The 24828-nt window shown below is 27.8% G+C and carries 22 protein-coding genes, 1 tRNA gene and 1 pseudogene; 9 read left to right on the top strand and 15 right to left on the bottom strand.

What is annotated here, in order from left to right; genetic code table 11:
• Window positions 1-4: 4 nt before the first annotated feature.
• The 9 genes from ccoO to GQV94_RS04515 form a co-directional block, all read right to left on the bottom strand.
• Complete coding sequence (ccoO, locus tag GQV94_RS04555) at window positions 5-670, bottom strand: cytochrome-c oxidase, cbb3-type subunit II (RefSeq protein WP_200169863.1); 666 nt, start codon at window positions 668-670, stop codon at window positions 5-7.
• A 9-nt stretch (window positions 671-679) separates the two neighbouring features.
• Complete coding sequence (gene ccoN / locus GQV94_RS04550; protein ID WP_200169862.1) at window positions 680-2146, bottom strand: cytochrome-c oxidase, cbb3-type subunit I; 1467 nt, start codon at window positions 2144-2146, stop codon at window positions 680-682.
• 96 nt (window positions 2147-2242) lie between these two features.
• Window positions 2243-2899, bottom strand: coding sequence for a sulfite exporter TauE/SafE family protein (locus GQV94_RS04545; RefSeq protein ID WP_200169861.1), 657 nt, complete (start codon window positions 2897-2899; stop codon window positions 2243-2245).
• Window positions 2896-4014, bottom strand: a complete 1119-nt coding sequence (gene carA / locus GQV94_RS04540) for a glutamine-hydrolyzing carbamoyl-phosphate synthase small subunit (RefSeq protein ID WP_200169860.1) — start codon at window positions 4012-4014, stop codon at window positions 2896-2898. The genes GQV94_RS04545 and carA overlap by 4 nt, the downstream gene beginning before the upstream one ends.
• Window positions 4015-4566 (bottom strand): DUF507 family protein, encoded by a 552-nt coding sequence (locus GQV94_RS04535; RefSeq protein ID WP_200169859.1) that lies wholly within the window; start codon window positions 4564-4566, stop codon window positions 4015-4017.
• Between the two features lie 69 nt (window positions 4567-4635).
• The gene (locus tag GQV94_RS04530) at window positions 4636-5157 is read right to left on the bottom strand and encodes a MotE family protein (protein WP_200169858.1); all 522 of its coding nucleotides are present in this window, start codon (window positions 5155-5157) and stop codon (window positions 4636-4638) included.
• Window positions 5150-5578 carry a flagellar export protein FliJ gene (locus GQV94_RS04525; RefSeq protein WP_200169857.1) on the bottom strand — a complete coding sequence of 143 codons (429 nt, stop codon included), beginning with the start codon at window positions 5576-5578 and terminating at the stop codon, window positions 5150-5152. Before GQV94_RS04525 ends, GQV94_RS04530 begins: the two co-directional genes overlap by 8 nt.
• Entirely contained in the window at window positions 5575-6825 is a 1251-nt protein-coding gene (locus GQV94_RS04520; RefSeq protein WP_200169856.1) for an adenylosuccinate synthase, read from the bottom strand. Before GQV94_RS04520 ends, GQV94_RS04525 begins: the two co-directional genes overlap by 4 nt.
• A 19-nt stretch (window positions 6826-6844) precedes the next feature.
• Window positions 6845-6942: transfer RNA gene (locus GQV94_RS04515), tRNA-Sec, on the bottom strand.
• Window positions 6943-7121: 179 nt separating this feature from the next.
• Between GQV94_RS04515 and yedE the strand changes: the two genes are divergently transcribed.
• From yedE to yedF (GQV94_RS04500), 3 genes are all read left to right on the top strand, one after another.
• Window positions 7122-8324, top strand: coding sequence for a selenium metabolism membrane protein YedE/FdhT (gene yedE, locus GQV94_RS04510; RefSeq protein ID WP_200169855.1), 1203 nt, complete (start codon window positions 7122-7124; stop codon window positions 8322-8324).
• Entirely contained in the window at window positions 8324-9163 is an 840-nt protein-coding gene (locus GQV94_RS04505; RefSeq protein ID WP_200169854.1) for a pirin family protein, read from the top strand. The genes yedE and GQV94_RS04505 overlap by 1 nt, the downstream gene beginning before the upstream one ends.
• Before the next feature lie 65 nt (window positions 9164-9228).
• A complete protein-coding gene (yedF, locus tag GQV94_RS04500) occupies window positions 9229-9456 on the top strand; it encodes a sulfurtransferase-like selenium metabolism protein YedF (protein ID WP_200169853.1) in 228 nt (75 codons plus the stop codon).
• Window positions 9457-9621: 165 nt separating this feature from the next.
• Here yedF (GQV94_RS04500) and selD read toward each other — a convergent pair whose 3' ends face one another.
• The 5 genes from selD to fdhD all read right to left on the bottom strand — a co-directional run bounded on the left by selD (window position 9622) and on the right by fdhD (window position 15005).
• Window positions 9622-10662, bottom strand: coding sequence for a selenide, water dikinase SelD (gene selD / locus GQV94_RS04495; protein ID WP_200169852.1), 1041 nt, complete (start codon window positions 10660-10662; stop codon window positions 9622-9624).
• Window positions 10659-11231: a sulfurtransferase-like selenium metabolism protein YedF gene (yedF, locus tag GQV94_RS04490; RefSeq protein WP_200169851.1), complete on the bottom strand. Its 573-nt coding sequence runs from the start codon at window positions 11229-11231 to the stop codon at window positions 10659-10661. The genes selD and yedF (GQV94_RS04490) overlap by 4 nt, the downstream gene beginning before the upstream one ends.
• Window positions 11232-11317: 86 nt before the next feature.
• Window positions 11318-13420 carry an aspartate chemotaxis receptor CcaA gene (gene ccaA, locus GQV94_RS04485; protein WP_200169850.1) on the bottom strand — a complete coding sequence of 701 codons (2103 nt, stop codon included), beginning with the start codon at window positions 13418-13420 and terminating at the stop codon, window positions 11318-11320.
• Between the two features lie 72 nt (window positions 13421-13492).
• Window positions 13493-14230: a winged helix-turn-helix domain-containing protein gene (locus tag GQV94_RS04480; protein ID WP_200169849.1), complete on the bottom strand. Its 738-nt coding sequence runs from the start codon at window positions 14228-14230 to the stop codon at window positions 13493-13495.
• A complete protein-coding gene (gene fdhD, locus GQV94_RS04475) occupies window positions 14223-15005 on the bottom strand; it encodes a formate dehydrogenase accessory sulfurtransferase FdhD (protein ID WP_200169848.1) in 783 nt (260 codons plus the stop codon). Before fdhD ends, GQV94_RS04480 begins: the two co-directional genes overlap by 8 nt.
• A gap of 346 nt (window positions 15006-15351) precedes the next feature.
• Here fdhD and hsdR point away from each other — a divergent pair, with 346 nt between their 5' ends.
• The 6 genes from hsdR (at window position 15352) to GQV94_RS04445 (ending at window position 24592) form a co-directional block, all read left to right on the top strand.
• Window positions 15352-17658, top strand: a complete 2307-nt coding sequence (gene hsdR, locus GQV94_RS04470) for an EcoAI/FtnUII family type I restriction enzme subunit R (protein WP_234126380.1) — start codon at window positions 15352-15354, stop codon at window positions 17656-17658.
• On the top strand, window positions 17648-18595 hold the full coding sequence (locus GQV94_RS04465) for a HamA C-terminal domain-containing protein (RefSeq protein ID WP_200169846.1): 948 nt from the start codon (window positions 17648-17650) through the stop codon (window positions 18593-18595). Before hsdR ends, GQV94_RS04465 begins: the two co-directional genes overlap by 11 nt.
• The gene (locus tag GQV94_RS04460) at window positions 18588-20699 is read left to right on the top strand and encodes a DEAD/DEAH box helicase (protein WP_200169845.1); all 2112 of its coding nucleotides are present in this window, start codon (window positions 18588-18590) and stop codon (window positions 20697-20699) included. Before GQV94_RS04465 ends, GQV94_RS04460 begins: the two co-directional genes overlap by 8 nt.
• Before the next feature lies 1 nt (window position 20700).
• A complete protein-coding gene (locus GQV94_RS04455) occupies window positions 20701-21909 on the top strand; it encodes a restriction endonuclease subunit S (RefSeq protein ID WP_200169844.1) in 1209 nt (402 codons plus the stop codon).
• 119 nt (window positions 21910-22028) lie between these two features.
• The gene (locus GQV94_RS04450; RefSeq protein WP_200169843.1) at window positions 22029-23099 is read left to right on the top strand and encodes a Fic family protein; all 1071 of its coding nucleotides are present in this window, start codon (window positions 22029-22031) and stop codon (window positions 23097-23099) included.
• Entirely contained in the window at window positions 23099-24592 is a 1494-nt protein-coding gene (locus GQV94_RS04445) for a type I restriction-modification system subunit M (RefSeq protein ID WP_200169842.1), read from the top strand. Before GQV94_RS04450 ends, GQV94_RS04445 begins: the two co-directional genes overlap by 1 nt.
• A 111-nt stretch (window positions 24593-24703) precedes the next feature.
• On the opposite strand, the pseudogene GQV94_RS04440 reads toward GQV94_RS04445, so the two are convergent.
• A pseudogene (locus GQV94_RS04440) lies at window positions 24704-24828 on the bottom strand (NAD(P)-dependent alcohol dehydrogenase); the annotation flags it as partial.

Raw genomic sequence — 24828 nt, 5'->3', positions numbered from 1 at the left:
ATTTTTACTTTAAACTATTTAAGTAAGCAATTAAAGCTACAATTTCTTTTATTTCCCCTCTAGCAAAAGCATCTTTTACTTCTTGATCTTTCATTTCATCTACTATACTCTTAGCTTCAAGTTTAACTTCTTCTTGCGCTTCTTCCCAAGTTCCAAGTTTAGTTTGTCCTTCTTTATCATAAGGAACATTAAAAACTTTTTTAACAGTTAAAGCTTCAGCATAAGCTGTTTCTATATCTGCATCATTAGTAAACATATGTTTATAAGAAGGCATAATAGATCCAGGAACCACGGAAGTTGGATCTAACATATGATTTTCATGCCAATCTGTAGTTCTATAATTCCCTACACGTGCAAGATCTGGTCCTGTTCTTTTTGATCCCCAAAGAAAAGGTCTATCATAAGCGAATTCACCGCTTAAAGAATACATCCCGTAACGATCTGTTTCAGACTTGAAAGGACGAATAAGCTGAGAATGACATGCATTACAACTTTCTTTAATATAAATCGCTCTTCCTGCAAGTTGTAAAACAGAATAAGGTTTTTTACCCTCAATTGGTCTTGCACTTTCTGCAAAATTTGGTAAAACTTCTATGATTCCAGCATAAGCAATTACAATGAAAACCGCTACAGCAAAAAAGAATGGATTTTTTTCTAACCAACTAAACATTTTTTCTCCTTATATTGCCATAGGTGAAGCATTTTTAGGCTCTTTATTAAGCACTTTGCCACAAGTAATTGATTTATAAATATTATAAACAAACATAAAAAATCCTACCAAATACAATAATCCTCCAATAGCTCTAATCCAATAATAAGGAATAATAGCTTCAACAGTATCTATGAAAGCATAAAGAAGATTTCCATATTCATCGGTAGCTCTCCACATCATTCCTTGTGTAATACCTGCTATCCACATCGAACTAAAATAAAGCACAATTCCTATTGTTTGTATCCAAAATTGAGCCTCCATTAAAGATTTGCTATAAAGCTCTCTTTTAAAAATTCTAGGAGTCATATGATAAAGTGCTGCCATAGTCATAAAACCAACCCAACCTAATGTTCCATCATGAACATGGCCAGGAATCCAATCAGTAAAATGAGCTAAAGCATTTACAGATTTTATAGAAAGAATAGGACCTTCAAGCGTTGAAAACATATAAAAGGTTGAAGCAAGAATCATAAATTTAATCAATGGACTTTCTCTTAATTGCTCCCATTCACCTTTCATAGTAAGTAAAATATTAATCGCTGATCCCCAAGAAGGTAATATAAGTATAACAGAAAAAATAGAACCCATAGTTTGCATCCAATCAGGAACAGTAGAATAAAGCAAATGGTGTCCTCCAGCCCAAAGATAAACAAACATTAAGCCCCAAAATGCAAATAAAGAAAGCTTATACGAAAAAATAGGTTGTCCACTTTCTTTTGGTAAAAAATAATAAATTTGAGCAATAATTCCTACAGTAAAGACAAAAGCAACTGCATTATGCCCATACCACCATTGAACTAAAGCATCGTTTGTTCCAGCATACATAGAAACACTATGCCACCATTTTCCCATACCAGAAACAAAATATGTAGGAACAGCCATATTGTTAAAGAGATAAAGCATTGCTATACCTAAGAAGGTTGCAATATAATACCAAAGAGATATATAAAGGGTTTTTTCTCTACGAATTCCAATAAGACCAAAAATACTAACACCCCACAAGACCCAAACTAAAACAACCATAATATCAAGTGGCCATTCAAGTTCAGCATATTCTTTAGAAGTTGTAACTCCCGCAAATAAAGAAATAATGGCAATAAGCATAGTTAAAACATAGAGGTAAAAATGTATTTTACCTATAGCCATTAAAAAACGAGATTCTGCCATACTAACTTTAAGAACACGTTGTCCTATATAATACCAAGTTGCCCAAATACCAGAAAGCATAAAACCAAAGATAACCCCTGAAGTATGCAAAGGTCTTAATCTTGAAAATGTAGCATATTCTCCTGCTAAATAATTTAAATTAGGATATGCCATTTGAAAAGCTATTAGAGTTCCTATAGCCATTCCAACTATCCCAAAAATTATAGTAGTAAACATAAAATATTTAGCAACCGTATAATCGTAATTTAACATATTACCTGGATGCATCAATTCTCCTTAGAATTTTTAATAATTAATTATTATAAAATAATAACAATAGATTTTTTCTTAAAAAATTAAAATAGTTAATGATTTGTTACAAAATTAAAAATTTTTAAAACCCATAAAAGATAAATATAATCCATAAAAAATAATGGCAATATAAGCAATATAATTAAAAATATTTCTAAAAAAATCACTTAAAAATTTAGCTATTAAAGAAAAAAGAAATAAAGCTGGTAAAGTAGAAAGTCCAAAAATAAACATGATCAAAGCACTTTCTAGAATATTTTGTCTACTCATAGCTGAAGCTATAAAAAAATAAACTAGACCACAAGGTATAAAGCCGTTAAAAAAACCTAGAAATATAGCTGATTTTATGCCTTTGTAAGTTTTAGCTCGTTGAAATATCTTTATTATAAATTTTTCATATAAAATATGATTCTCAATTAAAAATAAAATTTTACCTCTAAATATCAAAGCAAAACCTAAAAAAATCATTAATAAACCTATAATAAAAAAAAATAAGCTTTGAATTGTTGTATTAATAATAAAAAAATTTCCAATCAAACTAAATATAACGCCTAAAAAAATATAAGTTAAAATTCTAAAAGAATGAAAAATAATTTGAAGAATAAATAAATTTTTTGCTTTTTTGTTTAAATTTAAAAAAAGCAAAATAAAGCCTCCGCACATTGAATAACAATGCCCAAAGCTTGATAAAAAAGCAATACCTATAAAGATTAAAAGATCTAAATTCACATTAAATTCAAAAATTCTTTAAAAATATATTTACTCTCGTGAGGTCCTGATGAACTTTCTGGATGGTGTTGAACTGAAATAATAGGATAATCTTTATATCTAACACCCTCTACATTATCTCCAAATAAATTTCTATGCGTAATGATTGCCACTTCACAAAGTTCTTCTGGAACATTATAATTATGATTTTGAGCAGTAATTTCGATCTTTTTGCTTTCTAAATTTAATACAGGATGATTAGCTCCATGTTGACCAAATTTCATTTTATAAGTTTCATAACCAAAAGCATTGCTTAAAAGCTGATGTCCTAAACAAATTCCAAGTATTGGTATTTTAGCTTCTATGAGTTTTTTAATTTCTAATATTTCATTTTTTAAAATTTTTGGCTCACCTGGACCATTAGAAAGAAATATTCCGTGAATTTTTTTTTGCTCGTATAAAGCAATTAAATCTTTAGCTTTAGTATTATAAGGAAAAACATCAACTTCAAAACCTACTTCAACAAGCTCATTAAGAATATTTTTTTTCACTCCATAATCAATAACAGCAAGTTTTTTAGAATTTTTTTGAGGAGAATTAAATTTTTGAGCATTATGATTCCAAGCACCTTTTTTATGGGAATATACTTTTTTAGTACTTACATTTTCAACAAAATTAGTCTGTTCAAACTTAGCACTTGAATTTAACTTTTCTTTTAATTCTTCTTTATTTGAAATTTCTGTTGAGATAATAGCTCTTAAGTTCCCATTATCTCTTATCATTTTTACTAAAAATCTTGTATCTATATCATAAATACCTATTTTATTATGCTTTTTAAGATAAGCTTGTAAGCTTTCTTTGGCTCTAAAATTGGAAAAATAATTATTTAATTCTCTAATAATTATACCGCTAGCAAAAATTTCATCACTTTCATTATCATCATCATTTACCCCTACTATACCAATTTCTGGCATAGAAAAAACAATAAATTGTCCAGCATATGAAGGATCTGAAATAATTTCTTGATATCCTGTTAAAGAAGTATTAAAAACAAGCTCTCCTAAAAAAGTCCCACTTGCTCCAAAAGCTTTAGCATTTAAAAAAATACCATTTTCTAAATACACATAAGCCTTCATTTAAAACATTCCTTTTTTTCTAAGTTCTTCTTGATAAAGTTTTTCAAAAATAAGTTCGTATTCTTCACTTCCTGGAATAGGTTTGGTTTTATAATTACTTATTTTTTCATAAACCTCATCTTCAATTTCTTCGTAAATTTTTAAATATTCTTCTATGCTTGAAAAAATTAAATTTTTAACCCTATTTTCAGAAACAAGAAAATTTATATAATCGTTATCAATTAATTCACTTAAAATCTCGTGTGCTAGATTATTATGCCTATCTTCCAAATTTAAAATAACCCCAAATTCATTTGCTAATCTTTTTTTTATAAGCCAAAACATATTTTTACGATCTATTTGCATAAATTCTATTTCTTCTTCTTGCTCTTCTAGGATTTTTTTTACTTTTTCATCCAATTTTCTTTCGTTTAATACATCATTTTCTAAAACATTTTTTATACATAAATTAATTTTTTCCAATTGATCTTTAATTTCAATAAAAGAACAATGGACAATGTCTAATGTGATTTTATTAGCGATATAAGGAATATGTGGTAATTTTATACGCATTCTTTAAACCTTTTAAAAATAATTTTAAAATGATAACTTATTTTAGGTAAAAGAATATTAAAACAAGTTTTAATTTGAACTTGTATTATTATCCATATTTTTAAGGAGTAAAGTAAGCTCAGATGCTTTTTGAGGATCCATTTTTGAAAGTATCCCTGAAATTTTTCTCGAATCTAAAGAAAGCATAATTTTACTCGCATCTTCAGCATCCATTTGACTTAACACATTAGCAACAGCTGCATCTTTCATTTGAGAGTAAATTTCTTTTACTCTTCCTTCTGTTTTTTCATTAATAGTATCTAATATTTTTTGTTTCTCTTCTAAGAGTCTAGCATTTTCTTTTTTTAAATTATCAATTTGTGCTAAAGTTGCATTAACTTCTGCTTCTTTTGTAGCTAATTCTTGCATTTTTTCTTTTTGTAATGCCTCAAAAGAAGCTTTAAAAGCTTCTAAAGATTGTCTTGCTTCATCAAATTCTTTTGTTTGAAGTTCAAGTTGAGCTTTTTTTGATTCAAAATATTGTTCGCAGTTTTGAGGAACTGCTTGTAAAGATAAAACCAATAAAAAACTTAAAAATATAATTTTATTCATCTTTTTCCTTTTTAACAAATCTACTTATAGCTAATTCATCAAGAAATTTCTCTTCTGCTTTTTGTATTTCTTTAAGCTTCTTTTTTACTTCTTGTGCATTTAAAATTTTTATTTTTTCATAATCCAAATGAGCCTTTTTATATAAAAACTCATAATGAATTATTTCTTTTTTTGATAATTCTACTTTTTCTTTTGCCCTTTTTAAAGCTTCTTTTGCAATATTAGCCATTTGAAGTTTTGATCTTAATTCTTGGGTATTTCCTGATTTGGGCAAGATATTTAAATCATAAAATTCTTGCCTAGAAAGTTCAAATTTTCTTTCATTTTCTAATTTTCTTTGTTTAGCTTGACTTAAATTCAACTCAGCTTTATCAAGTTGTTGTTTTCTTACATCAACGATTGAGCTATATTTACTCTTCATAGAATAATAGTATCATCTCTTTCAGGACTTGTAGAGATAAATTTCACTTTAACTCCTACAAGCTCTTCTAATCTTGCTATATATTCTTTAGCCTCTTTAGGTAACAAATCATAATCTTTTATTCCAAAAACTTTATCCCAACCTTTTAATTCTTCATAAATAGGCTTGGCATTTTCTAAATCATTTGGCATATAATCTATAATTTCACCATTATATTCATAAGCTTTACAAATTTTAATTTTCTCAAAACCATCTAAAACGTCTAATTTTGTTAAAGCTAAAAAATCAAGTCCATTTAATCTTGCTGCATATTTAACAGCTATAGCATCAAACCATCCACAACGTCTTTTACGTCCAGTGCTTACACCAATTTCTTTACCAATTTGAGCAATTTTTTCACCATCTTGAGTTTTATCTTCTGTTGGAAAAGCCCCATTTCCAACTCTTGTAGCATAAGCTTTAATAATACCTATAATTGATCCTACTTCTTTAGGATTTAAACCAAGTCCTGTAAGTGCTCCTGCTGAAATGGTATTTGAACTTGTAACGTAAGGATAGGTTCCATGATCTATGTCAAGCATAGAACCTTGAGCTCCTTCTAAAAGAACTTTTTTATCTTCATCTAAAGCTCTCCAAAGCATTCTTGTAGTATCTGTAATATAAGGAGATAAAATCTCACTAAAACGCTTTAAATCATCAAACAAATCTTTTTCTGTTGGAATTTCTACATTTAAAAATTCTAAGAAAATTTTGTTTTCATTAAAATATTTTATTAAATCATCACACAATCTTCTTGGATTTAAAAGCTCTCCCATTCTATGACCATTACGATTAATCTTATCTGCATAAGATGGACCTATACCTTTACCTGTTGTTCCAATAGCATCTTTACCTTTTAATTTCTCTTTAGCAATGTCAATTAAAGAATGATGTTTTAAATTTAAATGTGCTTTATCGCTAATATATAATCTTCCTTTTAAATTATCAAATTGTGCCATTTCTGTGATAAGAACCTCAGGGGAAACAACAACACCATTTCCGATAATATTAATACTCCTTGGATGCAAAATTCCAGAGGGTATAAGATGAAGTGCATAACGAATTCCATTTACCCATATTGTATGACCTGCGTTATGCCCTCCTGCACTTCTACAAACAAAATCATAATTTTCACATAATTTATCAACAATTTTACCTTTTCCCTCATCGCCCCACTGCACACCAACAACAATATCTGCTTTACTCATTTTTTTATCCTTATTTGTATGGCGAGAAGATGAGAGAATCGAACTCCCCAAAGAATAGCCAGCTACCCTTTCATCTGATTTGAAGTCAGTGGCGATCACCAGATACGCTTATCTTCCATTGTTATTATAACTAAATAAAAAACAAAATATTATTAAAATATGTAGTTAAATTATAAAAACAAAATTAAATTAATGCTATAAAAAGTTTAATTATATTTTTGACAATTTTACTAATTTAAATTATAATTTTTCTCTTAAGTATCAAGGTTTTGATAATTACAATTAGGAATCTTCTTATGAATTCTTTTAAAGAAAAATATTTAATTTCTTTTTGGGATAATACACGCGTTTTTATTTTGCTTGGAATTTTAAGTGCTGTATATTTTGGAATTTTTGGTAATGTATGGGCTGTTACTGGAGAATTTACACGATTGGGTGGAGAATTTTTAGAATTTTTAGGTTTAAATTTAGATGGATATTCATATTATCAAAAACAAAATCTAGAAGGCAATATCTTAACAAGAACTGATGGAGTTATGATTCTTGGTATGTTTATAGGCTGTTTTATAGCAGCACTTTTATCTAATAAAATCAAAATTCGCTTTCCGGCTAGTAAAATACGTGTTTTTCAAGCTATTATAGGCGGAATTCTCTCAGGTTATGGTGCTAGACTAGCCTTTGGATGTAATCTTGCTAACTTTTTTACTGGACTTCCTTATTTTTCACTTCATACTTGGGTTTTTACTTTTTTTATGATTTTAGGTATTTATATAGGTGTAAAAATTTGCAATATTTCTTTTTTTAAACCAAAAGCTAGATTAATACGCGTTGACAAAGAAGACAAAGCTTTAAAAAACAACATCTTACTTGCAAAATTTTATTTTTTATTAGGAATAATATTATTTATAATATTTTTATTTTTAATAATTTATCTTTTTTTTATAAATGGAGATATTAGTCTTCAAAATAGAAAAAGTCTTTTAACTTTAGCTTTAATTTTTGGTTTTATTTTTGGTTTTTTAGTTGCCAAAGGTCAAATTTGTTTTACTTCTTGCTTTAGAGATTTATTTTTATTCAAAAGAGATAATGCAATAAAAGCAGCATTAATTGCAATGATGCTTGCTAATATTATAGCTTTTGCTTTTATCTTGCAAGGACATACAAGTAAAATAATAGAAATTTCACCTGCTCTTATGTTAGGGGCTTTTTTGTTTGGTTTTGGCATAGTCTTTGCAGGAGGTTGTGAATGTGGTTGGACCTATAGAGCTTTTGAAGGGCAAATTCATTTTGTAATAGTAGGCATTGCCAATATTGCAGGAACTATGATTTTAGCATTAAGTTATGATTTATTGCCTCATTATTTTATAAAAGGTGTAAAAATCAATCTATTAAATACTTTTGGGAATTTAGAAGGTTTGATTATAAGCCTTGTATTATTTTTATCACTTTTTATTTGGACTATAACATATAAACAATACTTTTTTAATAAGGATAATTAATGCAAAGAGAGATAGAAAAACTTGTATATGGAAAAGAAACTATAGACGGTGCCGGAGTAAAACTTATAAGAGTTTTAGGACCACAAACTATAAAAGAATTTGATCCAATTTTAATGCTTGATTGTTTTGATAGCACAGATTTTAATGACTATAAAGCAAGCTTTCCTATGCATCCACATAGAGGTATTGAAACTATAAGTTATGTTTATGAAGGATCAATGACTCACAAGGATAGTTTAGGAAATACAGATACTATACAAAATGGACAAGTTCAATGGATGAGTGCTGGAAGTGGAATTTTACACGAAGAAATTTTACATCCATCAAAAAGAATGCTAGGCGTACAACTATGGCTTAACTTACCTCAAAAAAATAAAATGAGTGATCCTTTTTATAAAAGCATCAAAGAAGACGAGATTAAAGAACTTGATTTAGAAAATGCTAAAATGAGAATTTTAGCAGGAGAATATCAAGGTGAAAATGGATATAAAAGCCAATTTTTACCTTTTGATTATTATGACATTCACTTAAATCCTAATACAACACAAATCATTCATACAAAAAAAGACTATTTTGTTATGCTTTTTTTACTACAAGGAGACGCTTATATTAATGATCAATTAGTGAAAGAAAAAACAGCAGTAAAACTTAGTTTAGGAGAGTATTTTGAACTAAAAAGCACGGATAAAAAAGCTCAAATTCTTTTTATAAGCTCTATAGCTTTAAATGAGCCTTGTGAATGGGGTGGGCCTATAGTTATGAATACCAAAGAAGAGTTAAATTTGGCTTTTAAAGAGCTAAGAAATGGAACTTTTTTAAAAACAAATACTAATTATTAAAAATGAAAATGATTTATAAGCCTATTTAAATCATTTTAAAAAATATTTTTATTAAAAGGATAAAAATGATTATAAATTACACATTAAATTTAGAAGGCGAGGCTTGTCCTTATCCAGCTATTGCCACTTTAGAAGTTTTACCACAACTTAAAAGTGGTGAGATATTAGAAGTTTTATGTGATTGCCCACAAAGCATTAATTCTATACCTAAAGATGCCCAAAATCGTGGTTTTAATGTGCTTAAAATCGAACAAAATGGACCTACTTTAAGGTTTTTAATCCAAAAACCTTAAAATTTCTCAAGCTTTTATATTATTTAAATTTATCATCAAATCTAAATACCATTTAATTATAGTTTTCTTTTTTTAATATATTTTTTATTATATTAAGATATCAAAACAAACTTCTAATAAAATTTTATACTTTATTCTTGATAAAAATATCATTTAGTTAAAAACTTAATTAAAAATAAAACTATCTTTTTGCTTTGATAAAACTCTTGCTATGATACTAGCTTCAATACCTTCATCTTTTAAATTTTTTAAAAGTTTTAAAGCTTCACTTTCATTGATAGCAATCAAAAGCCCACCAGAAGTTTGAGGATCGCATAATATAAGATATTCTTCTTTTATGTAAGGGTATAAATTTTTAATAAATTCAAAATTTTTATAAGCTCCTCCTGAAATTAATCCCATATCAAAATACTCTTTTACTCCATTTAAATAAGGAATTTGACCTTTAAAAATTTCAAAACTGATTTGATCATTTATCATCTCTTTTAAATGTCCTAAAAGTCCAAATCCTGTAACATCGCTCATAGCATTTATTTTAAATTTTAAAGCAACCTGAGCAGCTTTTAAATTTAAACTCATCATACTTTCAAGCATATCATTTAAATATTCTGCTTTTAAAAGCTTAGCTTTTAAAGCTGTACTTAAAATACCTGTTCCTAATGGCTTAGTTAGGATAATTATATCTCCTATTTTAGAAGTATTATTAGCTATAAATTTATTAGGATACACCTTACCAGTAACACTAAGACCAAAAAAAAGCTCATTACTTTCTATAGTATGACCACCAGTAATCAACCCTCCGCATTCTTTAACTTTATCATTTGCTCCTTCTAAAATTTCTTTCAAAATGTCTAAAGAGTGATTTTTACTATCAAAACCTACGATATTTAAAGCATTAATTACTTCTGCACCCATAGCAAAAACATCACTTAAAGCATTTGCAGCCGCTATAGCACCAAAGTGATATGCACTATCTACTATAGGAGTGATAAAATCTAAAGTTTGCACTAAAGCTAAATCATCGTTTAGCTTATATACACTTGCATCTTCGTTATTATTAACACCACTTAATAAAAAAGGAGAGCTTTGCATAAAATTTAAAATTGTTTTAAGACCACCCGGGTTTAATTTAGCTGCTCAACCTGCTGCTTTAACAAAATGAGTTAAATTCTGATTTTTATACTCTTTCAAAATATATCCTATCATAAAGTAATAATTTTTGCTTTACCAAAAAGTTCATTTAAAATTTCATAAGCATTGCCAATATTGCCTATTTTAAGCTCTCTTGCCTTATTGAAAAATTCTAAACAAGCTCCACAACTTATAATTTCAACACCTAAATTTTCTAATTCTTTCATAGCTTTGTGAGCTTTATGATTTTCATTTGTATTGATTAGAACACTTTCATTCACGCAAATAATTTTATTTGGAATATGATTTATATTTTTTAAATTAGCCAAAAAACCAACAAGTAAGTTTTCACCTAATTCCCCAGTTCCTATTTTATCTGCTTTTAAAAATAAAACACTATATTCATCATTGTTTATATGATTTAAATTGATATTTCTTTTATAAACTTTAATACAAATTTCATTTTCACACTCTTCAAAACTTGCATTTAAATGTAAAGAAGTTAAGAATTTTAATACATTATTTTTTGAAATAGGAGAATTTACAAGAATTTCTAAAATTTCACCTTCATTAAGATTTTCTAAAGCATTTTTGGTTTTAACTACTGGTTCAGGACAAACAAGATTACGACAATCGATTTTCATAATTTTCCCTAAAGTTTATATAAAAAACTAAAGAAATATTTTAATTTAAAATAATCAAAATATCCGCTATTTAAAGCGGATAAAAATTAGAATTTTTTCTTATTAACGTCATTTAAAATAGCATTTGAAATTTCATCAACTTGATTAGCGATATCATTTGTTGCATTTGTTACTCCAACATTTTCTTTAGTAATGCTTTCAAGTTTAGCTATAGCCTCATTAATTTGAGAAATTCCTTCTGTTTGCTCTTTAACAGATTCTGAAACCTCATTAACGCTTTGCACAAGGATATTGATATTTGCCTCAATCTCAGAAAGACTTTTTCCTGTTCTTTCTGCTAATTGTCTTACCTCATCAGCCACAACAGCAAAACCTCTTCCGTGTTCTCCTGCACGTGCAGCTTCAATAGCAGCATTTAAAGCTAAAAGATTAGTTTGATCTGCTATATCTTTAATCACACTGACAATATTTTTAATATCTTCTGCTTGACTTGCCACATCAACTGTTTTTGAACTAACACTATGCATTGATGAGCTAATTTGCTCAACTGCAGCGGCAGATTGTTCTAAAGAATTTGCTTGTAAATTAGAACCTTCGGTTAATTTATGCATTGAAGTTTTTAATTCTTGAGATTGACTTGCTAATTCTTTAGCAAAATCTGAAGAAGCAATAAGCATTTTTTTGATTTCTTCTCCCAAAATATTAGTTGTAATTTCAACTTCACCTTTGGCATCTTTTACTTCGGTAGTGAAATTGAGCGCCTTATAGCTATCAAAAACACGGTTAATTTCGTTCATATTTGAACCAATTTTATTTTGTAAAACATCAAGCATCTTATTTAATACATTTTTAAGCTCAACAAGCTGAGGATTAGCTGGATTTTTAGTAATTCTAGCTGTTAAATTACCAAGTTCTATTTCTTTTGCTGTTTGAGCTGATTCTTTAATAGCATCTTCATCTTGCATTAAAGAACTTTTTGTTTTTTCGATATTTGCATTGATAATTTCACTCATTTTACCCAGTTCATCATTGGCTCTTACTTTAATTGTTTGAAGTTGAACTTTTTCATGATTTAAAAAGCGGAAAAACAATTCTAAAGAATTTAAAATAATAGGAAGCCTTGAACCAACTATTTTTTGCACACAATAATATACAACTGCTAAAACAAAAATAACAAAAAATAAAGAAGCTCCAATAATCATTAATTGTATTTTCTTTAAAGGCTCAAATACAGAATATTGAGGTGATACAACCATCACACTCCATAACTTATCTCCAATTTTAAAAGGGCTAATACTTACATATGATTCAAGTCCGGTTGTAGAAATATAATTATTATAAATTCGATTTTCACCTTGTTTAATGGCTTGATAAATTTGATCATTTCCTTTTACGTTATTAACTTCTTGAAGTTTTTTAAGGATTAAATTTTTATTTGGATGAACGGCTATTTCTCCATCAGAATTTAAAACTAATCTTAATTCTCCATCATATAATTGTGATTCTGGGTCTAAAAGATATGATGCTACTTGATCAAAATCTAAAGTCATTCCTATAATTCCCACAACTTTATCTTTTTTATCAAAAATTGGAGAAGCTATATTTACTCCAAAAAACTCAGTATCTCCAAATTTTATTTTAAGAGGGGCATTACTATATATTTTATCCTCTCCATATCGAGCATTTTGTAGTATATCTTTTGTTGTTGGAAAATTTATAATTTCATCTGTAGCTTGAAGTATTTTAATACCACCTTTTTTAACATCTTCATCTTCATACAGCATAACAAATTTACCACTTTGAGTTTTAAAAAATTTACTTTCTTCTTTAAAATATTCAGGTGGATCTAAAAGATATAAATAAGCAATATCAGCATTTGCACCATTATCAAGGATATTAGTAATAATATTTGTAATATTATCAATATCTAAATCATCTTTGCCTGTTGATCTAAACATGTCTGTTAAAGTACTTGCTGCACTCTTATTTAAAGAGGTAATTTCATCAATTATACCTTGAGTATGAGTAGCATATCCTTTGGAATTTGATTCGATAATGTTTTCAGTATCTTTAATGATATTACTACTTACTTGTTTAGTAATAAGCATAATCAAAATAACTAAACCCAATATTACAATAGCAGCTACTGACAAAACAAGCTTTAAACCTATATTTAAAGACTTAAACATATTTCCTCCAGTAAAACTAATATTTACAATTTTAAATTATATATTAACAAAAAACAAAAAAAGCTTAAAATATTATTTTTTCTTAGTGAAAAATAATTCTTTAAAACGTTTATTAGCGTATTCTTCTATATCTTTTTGCAAAATACTAAAATTTTCCATAAGCTCTATAGCTTTAGAAGTTAATTTTGTTCCGGATTGTTTAGAGCGTCCTTGTTTTGAGCTTACTAAAATTTCTTGAGAATTTTTTTGTAAAATCTGTAAATGCATCCAAGCTTTTTTATAATTTATTCCCATAAGTTTTGAAGCACTCAAAAGACTTCCTGTTTGTTCTATAAGCTCAAGAAGTTCTGTTTTACCTTTACCAAAAAGCAAATCTCCATCAGCATTTTCAATCCACGTTTTAGTTCTAACTATAAATTGCTTTCCTTTTTTTTCTTTAAAACAACCAAGTTTGCAATATTTCACATCAACTTTATAAGTCCTTAAAGCTGAACGCATTGCTTTTAATCCACAACCTTTTTTAGAAATTTCTCTCGCATCTTGACAAAAAATGCGACGCTTTTCATCAAGATAAGGTTCAATTGATTTTAAAACTTCGATTTTAGCCTTTTCAAAATCTAAATGTCCAAATTGTCCTAATTCACAATTATCGATTTTAATACTATTTTCATCAGCAATTTGTCCTATCTCTTCAATTGTTTTTGAAAATTTCTTAGCAATTTTAAAAGCTGTACCGCAATCTAATCTTTCGTTGCTATTTAACATTTCTTTCATATAAGTAATAATTTTTTTTTCTTGTTTATTATCCATAAATTCTAGATTCTCCACTATAAATATTGATTTTATTTTCTCTTGCAAAACCGCAAAGTGTTAAGTTAAATTTTCTTGCTATCATCACACCTAAACAAGTAGGTGCTGTTCTTGAAACAAGAATCGGGACCTTGTGCATTATAGCCTTTGCAACCATTTCAGAACTAAGTCTTCCGCTTACCATTAAAAAACATTGACTCAAATCTATCCCCTCAAGTCTTGCTTTACCTAAAGCCTTATCTATGGTATTGTGCTGAGCTATATCTTCTCCTATAAAAAAAACATTCTCATTTACAAAAAGTTTAGCTGTATGCACACAACCTGTTTTTTCATAAAGCTCACATTGAGTATAAAACTCGCTCATCTGTTTTAAAATTTCATTTTTACTAAATTTAATAGAACTTACGATCTTACTTGCTTCTATGCTTTTTGGATCTATATTTGCTGTATGAGCTCTACCGCATCCACTTATAACAACACCTTGGGCATTGAGTTTAGCTAAATTTTTTTTATCAATTTTTGCTTTTATATGGATACTCATACCATCATCTTTAAGCTCTATACTTTTTATATCTTGCGTTTTGGCAATGATATTTTCACTCATTAAATACCCTATGGCTAAAGCTTTTTCATCTACAGGTGTTGCCATCAAAGCTCCCACCTTTTCATCATTGACAAAAATTTCAAGCTTAATTTCTCTAACTAAAGTATCATCACAAGTAAAAACTTCATCGCCTTTATATTTTAAAATCTGCGTTGTAAATAAAGGCTCCATTAAAACTTCTTTAATTTAATTTTAAAATATTATAGCAAAAAAGTATAAATAAATAAGGGTTAATATTCTCTCTTGATAAAAACAATAGTCTTACTTTCAGGCTAATATCAAAAATTTAATCAAATGATAAAAATCTTTAAATCAAAAAATAAATTTAATACCGCCAATCAAAGAAATCTCATATTAGCGGTATATTTTTAATCAATATTAATTATTCTTTAACCCATATCATAACTTAATAGATTACTTATATTTTGGATTTAACTTTTATGTTTTTTTCTTTGAGACTTTTATTTACAATATGTTAAAATATATTTTTCATTATAAAATCATTTTAGGGTTAAAAATGCAGCTATCAGAACAAGATACAAGATCTAAACTTATAGATGAAAAATTAAAATTAGCTTCGTGGAAAGAAGAAAATATCATAAGAGATTACTATTTTACTGATGGACGCAAACTTATAGGCAATAAAAGAGCTAAGAGAAAATTTGCAGATTATTTGCTTAAATTTCAAAATAACAATCTTGCCATTATAGAAGCTAAAAAACAAAGTAAAGATGCGTTAGATGGTTTAACTCAAGGTATAGAATATGCCAGAATTTTAAATGTGCCTTTTGCTTATAGTACTAATGGAGACAAAATCTATGAGTATGATTTAAGAGTTTCAAGAGGTGAGTATATAGAAAAATTTCCAAGCCCAAGCGAACTTTTTGATAGAATTTATGGAAACTTAAAAGAATGGCAATACAAACTTTTAACCCAAAGAGAATTATATCTACCACAAAAAACATTAAGATACTATCAAAAAATAGCCGTAGATAAAGTCATAGAAGCTTTAATCAATGGCAAAGATAGGATTTTACTCACTCTTGCTACTGGCACAGGTAAGACGACCATAGCTTTTAATCTATGTTATCGCTTACTTGAAGCAAGGTGGAATAAAGAAAATAAAGATCAAAAACCTAAGATATTGTTTTTATGTGATAGAGTAAGCTTAAGAGATCAAGCCTTGGGAGAATTTAATCCTATAGAAAGTGATTGTAAAGCAATCAGTGCTGAAGAGATAAAGAAAAATGATGGAAAAATCATCACCAATGCAAATGTATTCTTTGGAATTTACCAAAGTCTAGCTGCAAATTCCAAAGAACAAGAAAACACAGAAGAAGAACTAGAAAGTAAATTTTATCTTCAATATCCAAAAGACTTTTTTGATCTTATTATCATTGATGAGTGTCATAGGGGTGGAGCAAATGAAGAAGGAAGCTGGAGAGCTGTACTTGAATATTTTTCTTATGCAACTCAGCTTGGTTTAACCGCTACTCCAAAAAAAGAAGAAAACATAGACACTTATAAGTATTTTGGTGATAGTGTTTATGATTATAGTCTTAAAAGTGGCATTGAAGATGGATTTTTAACGCCTTATAAAGTTAAACTCATAAAAACAACTTTAAGCGATGGCTACACTTATAACCCTGATGATTTGATACAAGGTGAGCTTGAAAAAGGCTTTTATAAACAAAGTGAATTTGAAAGAAATATCTTTTTACCAAACTATAATGACTTTATCGCTAAAAAAATTTTAGAGCTTATAAACCCTATGGATAAAACTATCATCTTTTGTGTCAATCAAGCTCACGCAAGCGAAGTAAAAAGAGCTATTGATAAATTTAAGAGTGAAAAAAGAGATGATTATTGCGTAAGAGTTACAAGCGATGAAGGCAAGATAGGGCTTGATTATCTGAAATTATTTCAAGATAATGATAAAAGCTATCCTGTAATCCTTACAAGCTCTAAAATGCTCACAACTGGAGTAGATGCAAAAAATGTGCGCAATATAGTATTGCTAGCAAATATAGGCTCTATAGTAGAATTTAAGCAAATCATTGGGCGTGGCACTAGGGTTTATGAAGATAAAGACTTTTTTACTATTTTTGATTTTGTCGGAGTTAGCAAGCTATTTTATGATCCAAAATGGGATGGTGAAAAAATAGAAGAGTTAAAAGAAAAAGATAAAAAAGAAAAAATCATTAAAGAGCATACAAGACAAACAAAAGAAGAAAGCAAAGAAAAAAAGAGTGTAACCATACACTTAAAAGGCACAAAACTCAAAGTTTTAGATATCACAACAAGTTATGTAGGAGCACAAGGTAAGCCACTTGGCACTAAGGAATTTTTAGAATTTTTAATAGGTAAGCTTGGTGAGTATTATGATGATGAAGCAAAATTGCGTGAAATTTGGAGTGATCAAAAAAATAGAGAAAAATTTTTAAAATCCCTTGAAAATGATGGAGTAGATGAGAATGTCTTGAAAGATTTGAGTGAAATTTTTGATAAGAAAGATTGTGATATATACGATGTTTTAGCACACTTGAGTTTTAATAGCGAGATTAAAACAAGACAAGAGCGCATTTTGCAAGTAGAAAATAGCGAGTTTTTAAAACGCTTTCAAAAAGAAAAAGCAATAAAATTTATAGAATTTTTACTAGATAGATATCAACAATATGGCATAAAAGATTTCGATGAAGGCCTAGCTCCTTTAATCGAGCTTAGTTCTTTGGGCAATGTAAGAGAACTAGCTAATGAATTTGGTGGCTTAGAAATTCTAAAACAAAGTTTTGATGATTTGCAAAGGGAGATTTATGCTAGATAAAGAGATAGAAAATAAAACAACAAACACTTATGTGAAAAACAGGAATAATGTTACTTTTGAAATTTTCCTTGATTCTGTAATCAATAACTCGTGTAATAGGTTTTTACTATCTTTAGTTAATGATTATGAAGAAGGTCAGTGGAGATTTAATAAATTTAATAGATACATAATGGATACATTGGCTGAAACTGCGTTATCAAAGAAAGAAAGAGAATCCCTAAGAGAAGAACACCCCTATTCTTTAATGGAGAAATCTGTCGAAAGATTAAATAAAAAAGAAGGAGAAGTGGGAGAAATTTTTCTTTATGGTATTATGAGAAAATATTATAACGCCTTACCTATTGTGCCTAAAATTTTTTACAAGCAAAATTCTAATGATTACGCAAAAGGTGCCGATAGTGTTCATCTAACTATAGAAAATCAAGAATGCCATTTATGGCTGGGTGAATCTAAATTTTATAAAGATATAAGCGAGGCAATTAGTAAAGCTATAAAATCTATCAAAGAACTTCTAGAAAAAAATAGATTAAATAAAGAAAAATCTATTATTATAGTCAGTGATTTTGAATCATTTATAGAGGATAAAAAAGATGAAATCTCTGAAGAAAATATAGAAAAAATTAAAAAGATTCTAAGGCAAGAGACTTCTATAGATGAATTAAAAAATATTTTACATATCCCAATATCAATCATTTATCAATGTAGTATCACTGAAGGTAATAGAGATAATAGATTATCAGAGGAATATAAGCGAAAAATAGTAAATTTTCATCAAAAACAAGCAGAAAAAGCTATTGAAAAAATCACTGAAGAATTAGGCGATATACACAATATACATGAAATAAAATTTCATATTATCCTATTCCCCGTGCCAGAAAAAGAAAGAATAAAAGATAACTTTATTAAAAAAATAGGGAGCTTTATCTTAAATGACTAGTGAACAAATTTTTGATAAATGTGTAGAAATATATGAAATTCTAAATGATAACAACAAAGAAACAGAGGCTAAGAGAGAGCTTTTTTATTTGCTTGATGAAATTCCAGATAAAGCTTTATATCCACCTATACTAAATCATCTAATCAGGAAATTTGGTTTGTATCCTTATATGAATCAAGATACTTCAATTTTAGAAGACAGATTTTTAATAGAATGCTTCAAAACAGACATCGGAGAAAATGAACCAAGGGTTTTACATAGAGAGCAATCAAGAGTTTTAAAAAGACTTTTAAGCAATGATAGCCTTATTCTATCTGCTCCAACAAGTTTTGGTAAAAGTTTTATTATTGATGCTTTAATAGCCATAAAAAAACCAAAAAATGTATTAATCATTGTTCCTACTATTTCTTTATTAGATGAAGCTAGAAGAAGACTTATAAGAAAATTTTATAACTATAAAATAATCACAGTCACTCAACAAACCGATCTAGAAAATAATAATATCTTTATTTTCCCTCCAGAAAGAGCAGTTGAGTATTTTCCATTTATTAACAAAGGAAATATAAAGCTTGATTTTTTTATTGTTGATGAGTTTTATAAAATATCAAAGGAATATGAAAATGAAAGATTTGCTCCGCTGCAAAACGCTATTTTGAAATATACAGGTATTTCTAATCAAAGATATTATATTTGCCCCAATATAGACAAAATAACAAACGAAAATAGCATTCTTTGTGAGGGAATGAAATTTGAATGCCTTAATTTCAATACTGTTTTTATTAATATCAATAAATGCTATAGGGATAAAAATTTTAAAAAAGAACAAAAAATTCTAGAAATAATAAAAAGAGATGAAAAAAATCTAGTTTATACTAAAAGTCAAAATAGTATAAAGAATGTTTGCAAAATATTGATAGAAAATACCTTTATAGAAAATTCAAATGCTTTATTAGAAAATTTTGCAAAATGGCTATTGAAACATTATGGGGAACATTACCTTAATGATGCATTAAAAATTGGTGTAGGAATACATCATGGAAAGCTACATCGATGCTTATCACAATTGCAAGTAAAGTTATTTGATGAAAAAAATTTGCTAAAAACCATTGTTTCCACCTCTTCTTTAATAGAAGGGGTTAATATTCCAGCAAAAAATCTTATTTTATGGGATAATAAAAATGGGTTAAAAAATATAAATCATTTTACCTATAAGAATATTATGGGTAGAAGCGGAAGAATGTTTAAATATTTTATAGGTGAAGTATATTTATTTGAATCTCCAAATGAAGACAATAACCAAGAAAAGATATTAGATGTAGAAATCAAATCAGAATCTTTATCTATTAACGATGAGATAAATAATGAAATTCCCAATAATATACAAGCGGAAGTTAAGAATAATCAACTAAAAATAATAGATTTAATAGGAAAAGATAAATTCAATTTACTCAAAAAAGAAACCTCATTAAAAAATGATTTAGAAGTTATTCTAAAAATAATTCAAATATTGCAAAGTGAAGACTTTAATAGTGAAATTTTTACATATCTATTTAATAATGAACCTGATAAATGGTATATATTATCTAAAATTGCATCTATAAGAGAATTTCATTGCAATAATATTAATGATACTGGTAATATAAATAATGTTGAGTTGGTAAAAAAATTATCACAAAATTGGATTAAACCACTACCAAAACTTATTAAAGATATGGGAATTAATTTAGATGTTTTTTTTAAATTTGAGAACCATGTAACTTTTAAAGTCGCATCGATATTTTCTGATATCAACACTTTGCAAAAAATACTTTACCCTGAAAAAGGGATAGATATTTCAAGTTTTGTTACAAAACTTTCAAATGCCTTTTTACCGTCTGTGGTTTATACCCTTGAAGAGTTTGGACTACCTAGAGTAATTTCTAAAAAACTTCATCAATGTGAATTTATCAATTTTGAAAATAAAGATTTAACAATAGAACAAGCATTAGATAAGTTTAAAGAATGCACAGTTGAAGATATAGTTAATATCTTGAAAAAAAATAGTCTATACGATGATTTTGAAGATTATATATTAAATTATTTTTATGATGGCTTAGGAAAATAAAATGACAAATTTATCGCAGGGTTGGGAATGGAAAAGCTTATATGAGATATTGTCAAACGATAAGTATTCCATAAAAAGAGGACCATTTGGAAGTGCTTTAAAAAAAAGTTTTTTTGTTGAAAATGGTGTTAGAGTATTTGAGCAATATAATGCTATAAATAATGACCCTCATTGGAAAAGATATTTTATCTCTTATGACAAATTTAAAGAATTAGAGACATTTAAGGCAATTGAGGGTGATTTGTTAATTAGCTGTTCTGGAACTTTAGGAAAAATAGTTGAATTGCCTGAAAATACGGAAATAGGAATTATAAATCAAGCTCTTTTAAAAATAAGACTAGATAATAAAAAAATTTTAAATAGTTATTTTATTTATTATTTTAATTCTCCGACAATGCAGGGAAAAATTTTAGAATCTACTTTGGGGTCAGCAATTAAAAATATAGCTAGTGTGAAAATTTTAAAGCAAATTGAAATCCCCATACCTCCATTGAAAGAACAAGAAAGGATAGTGGGGATTTTAGATGAGAGTTTTGCAAATATAGATGAGAATATAAAAATTTTAGAGCAGGATTTGCTAAATTTAGATGAGTTAATGCAAGGTGCATTACAAAAAGCTTTTAACCCTTTAAAAGATGAAGCTAAAGAAAACTACAAACTCCCGAGAGACTGGGAATGGAAAAGCTTGGAGAGTATTTGTAAAAGTATTTCTGCCGGTGGAGATAAACCAAAAAATTATACAGAAAAGAAAAGTATTGATAATCAAATACCTATTTATGCAAATGGTATAAACAATAATGGCTTAATTGGATATACAGATAAAGCCGTTATTACAAAGCCTTCCTTAACTATATCAGCAAGAGGGACTATAGGGTTTGTTTGTATCAGAAAAGAGCCTTATTATCCTATTGTAAGACTTATTTGCACAATTCCTAATGAAAAAATATTATATTTGGAATATTTATATTTCTGTTTAAATTTTTTTATAGCAAAAAGTGATGGTTCTAGTATTCCACAACTTACCATACCTAAGTTTAAAGTTCTACAAATCCCCCTGCCTCCATTGAAAGAACAAAAGCAAATTGCTTCGCATTTAGATGAACTTTCTTTAAATATAAAAAATTTAAAGCAAAACTATCAAACACAAATAAAAGATCTACAAGAACTTAAACAATCCTTGCTTGATAAGGCTTTTAAGGGAGAATTATAAATGTTAAAAATTTGCCAAGTTTTAACACAAAGACCTGATATGTTAAAAATTTTTGATTTTTTTAACATATCTTTTTATAATGTTAAAAATTTTAAAAAATTTTAACATATGGAAAAATTATGAAAGAATTTATACCACCAAAATTGCCCTTGAAAATAGAGCTAAATGCTGATATTTATCAACTCATTATCCAAGCTTCAAGAAAATTAGCAGAACTAAATGGACTTAGCAAAAGCATTCCAAACCCAAATATTTTAATCAATGCTTTAATTTTACAAGAAGCAAAAGATTCAAGTGAAATAGAAAATATCATCACAACACACGATGAGCTTTTTTTATCTCAAATTGATGAGAACAAACTCACAAGAGCAGCAAAAGAAGTAAAAGACTATGAAAGCGCTTTAAAAAAAGGATATGAGCTTTTAAAAAAAGAAAAATTATTACGCAATACACATATTTTAGAAATTCAAAAAAGATTAGAAAGAAACAATGCAGGCTTTAGAAAACAAAGTGGAACTATGCTTAAAAATCCTACCACAGGAGAAGTTAAGCATATACCACCCCAAAATCCTAATGATATAAAAAATCTTATGGGAAACTTAGAGCTATATATCAATGATGATACTTTAGATGAGCTTGATTTTTTAGTAAAAATGGCAATCATTCATTATCAGTTTGAAAGCATACATCCTTTTTATGACGGCAATGGTAGAACAGGTAGGATTATAAATATACTTTATTTAGTGTATAAAGGACTTTTGGATTTTCCTATTTTATATCTTAGTGCTTATATTGTAAAAAATAAAGATGAGTATTATAAGCTTTTACAAAAAGTGCGAGATGAAGGGGAGATTTTAGAGTGGATAGAATATATACTTAAAGGCATAGAGCAAACCGCTGTAAAAACTATTGAAACTATTATTAAGATAGAAAAAATGATGTCTAATATAGGTGAAATTTTACAAAATAAAACAAATTTTTATAGTAAAGATTTTATAGAGCTTTTGTTTTCTCATCCTTATGCAAAGATAGATTTTTTAATAAAAAAATTAGACATTTCAAGACAAAGTGCCTCAAAATATCTTAAAATTTGTGGAAATTTAGGGATATTAGAATGTATTAAAATGGGTAGAAGTAATTATTATATAAATATAGAACTTTTAAAACTTTTTAGAAAAGGAATTTTTTAATGCAAAATAAAATCGACAAAATCACAGATATACTAAGACGTGATGATGGCATAAGCGGTGCAATGCATTATAGTGAGCAAATTAGCTGGATATTATTTTTAAAATTTTTAGATGATTATGAAGAAGAATTAAAACTAGAAGCTATGTTAGATGCGAAAAATTATAAAAGTATTTTAGAAGAAAAATTCAGCTGGAAAGTATGGGCTGCACCCAAAACAAATGAAGGTAAGCTTGATGTAAAAAATGCTTTAAGCGGGAGCGATTTGCTTGGTTTTGTCAATAATGAACTTTTTCCTTATCTAAAAAGCTTTAAAGATAATGAAAATTTCAAAAGTATAGAGTATAAAATAGGCGGGATTTTTGAATTTATAGACAATCGCATAGCCAACGGACACACTCTAAGAGAAGTTATAAATTTAGTCGATGAACTTAGTTTTAGCAAAGAAAGTGATGTATTTGCTTTAGGCGAAGTTTATGAAAAACTTTTAAAAGATATGGGGAGTGATGGAGGAAATAGTGGGGAATTTTATACTCCGCGTCCTTTGATAAGGGCTATGGTTGAAGTGATAAATCCTAAGGCAAAAGAAAGGATTTATGATCCTGCGTGTGGAAGTTGTGGATTTTTAGTGGAAAGTTTTTTACATATTTTGTATGAAGATAGGACTAAAAATAAAAAAGCAAATTTAAGTGTGGAAGAGCTTGAATTTTTGCAAAATGAAGCATTATTTGGCAAGGAAAAAACTCCACTAAGCTATGCAATGGGCGTGATGAATATGATCTTACACGAAGTAAAATCTCCTAATATTATCAAAACTAACACTCTAAATAAAAAAATCACAGATATAACACAAAATGAAAAATATGAAGTGATTTTAGCAAATCCCCCTTTTGGTGGAAAAGAAAAAGAACAAATTCAAAACAATTTTCCTATAAAATCAAATGCTACTGAGCTTTTATTTTTACAACATATCTTAAAATCTTTAAACAACAACGGAAGATGTGCTATCATCGTGCCTGAAGGCGTGCTTTTTCAAAACTCCAATGCCTTTATAAGTGTAAAAAAAGACTTGCTAGAAAATTTTAATCTCGAGTGTGTTTTAAGCTTGCCAAGCGGGGTATTTTTGCCTTATAGTGCAGTAAAAACCAATGTACTTTTCTTCTCAAAAGGAAAAAGTTGTATTTGTAGAGATGATGATAAAGTGTATTATTATGAACTTATACCACCTTTTAAACTTACTAAAAATAAACCTTTAGAATACGCACATTTTAAAGAATTTTTAAAATGCTATAAAGAAAGAAAAATTACTCCTCATTCTTATTTAGTCAGCATAAAAGAGCTTGAAGAGAGAAATTATGATCTAAGTGCTAAAAATCCAAATTTAAAAGAAGAAAAAGCTTTACGCGAAGTGGAAGAAATTTTAAGCACTCTGAAAGAAAATCAAAACAAAGCCAATCAGCTTTTACAAAAAATACAAAACACTCTAAAAGTCTAAAATAATTTTACTTTTACTCCTTTTAGAGTATTTTAATGATTTAAGCACTTTAAGCTTAAATCATTTTATTTTCATATGAGTGCTTATTTTTATAAATTTAATCAATATTAATTATTCTTTACTCATATCAATCACATAACGAAATTTTGCTTTACCTGAAGTAAGATTTTCATAAGCTTTATCAATTTCGTTTGGCTTTATAAGTTCAATCTCTGGATAAATTTGATGCTTTAGTG

It is taken from the genome of Campylobacter sp. TTU_617 (assembly GCF_016599045.1).
Taxonomy (GTDB): domain Bacteria; phylum Campylobacterota; class Campylobacteria; order Campylobacterales; family Campylobacteraceae; genus Campylobacter_D.
Note: the sequence above shows the minus strand (reverse complement) of the source record. Positions and strands in the feature narration are given on the sequence as shown.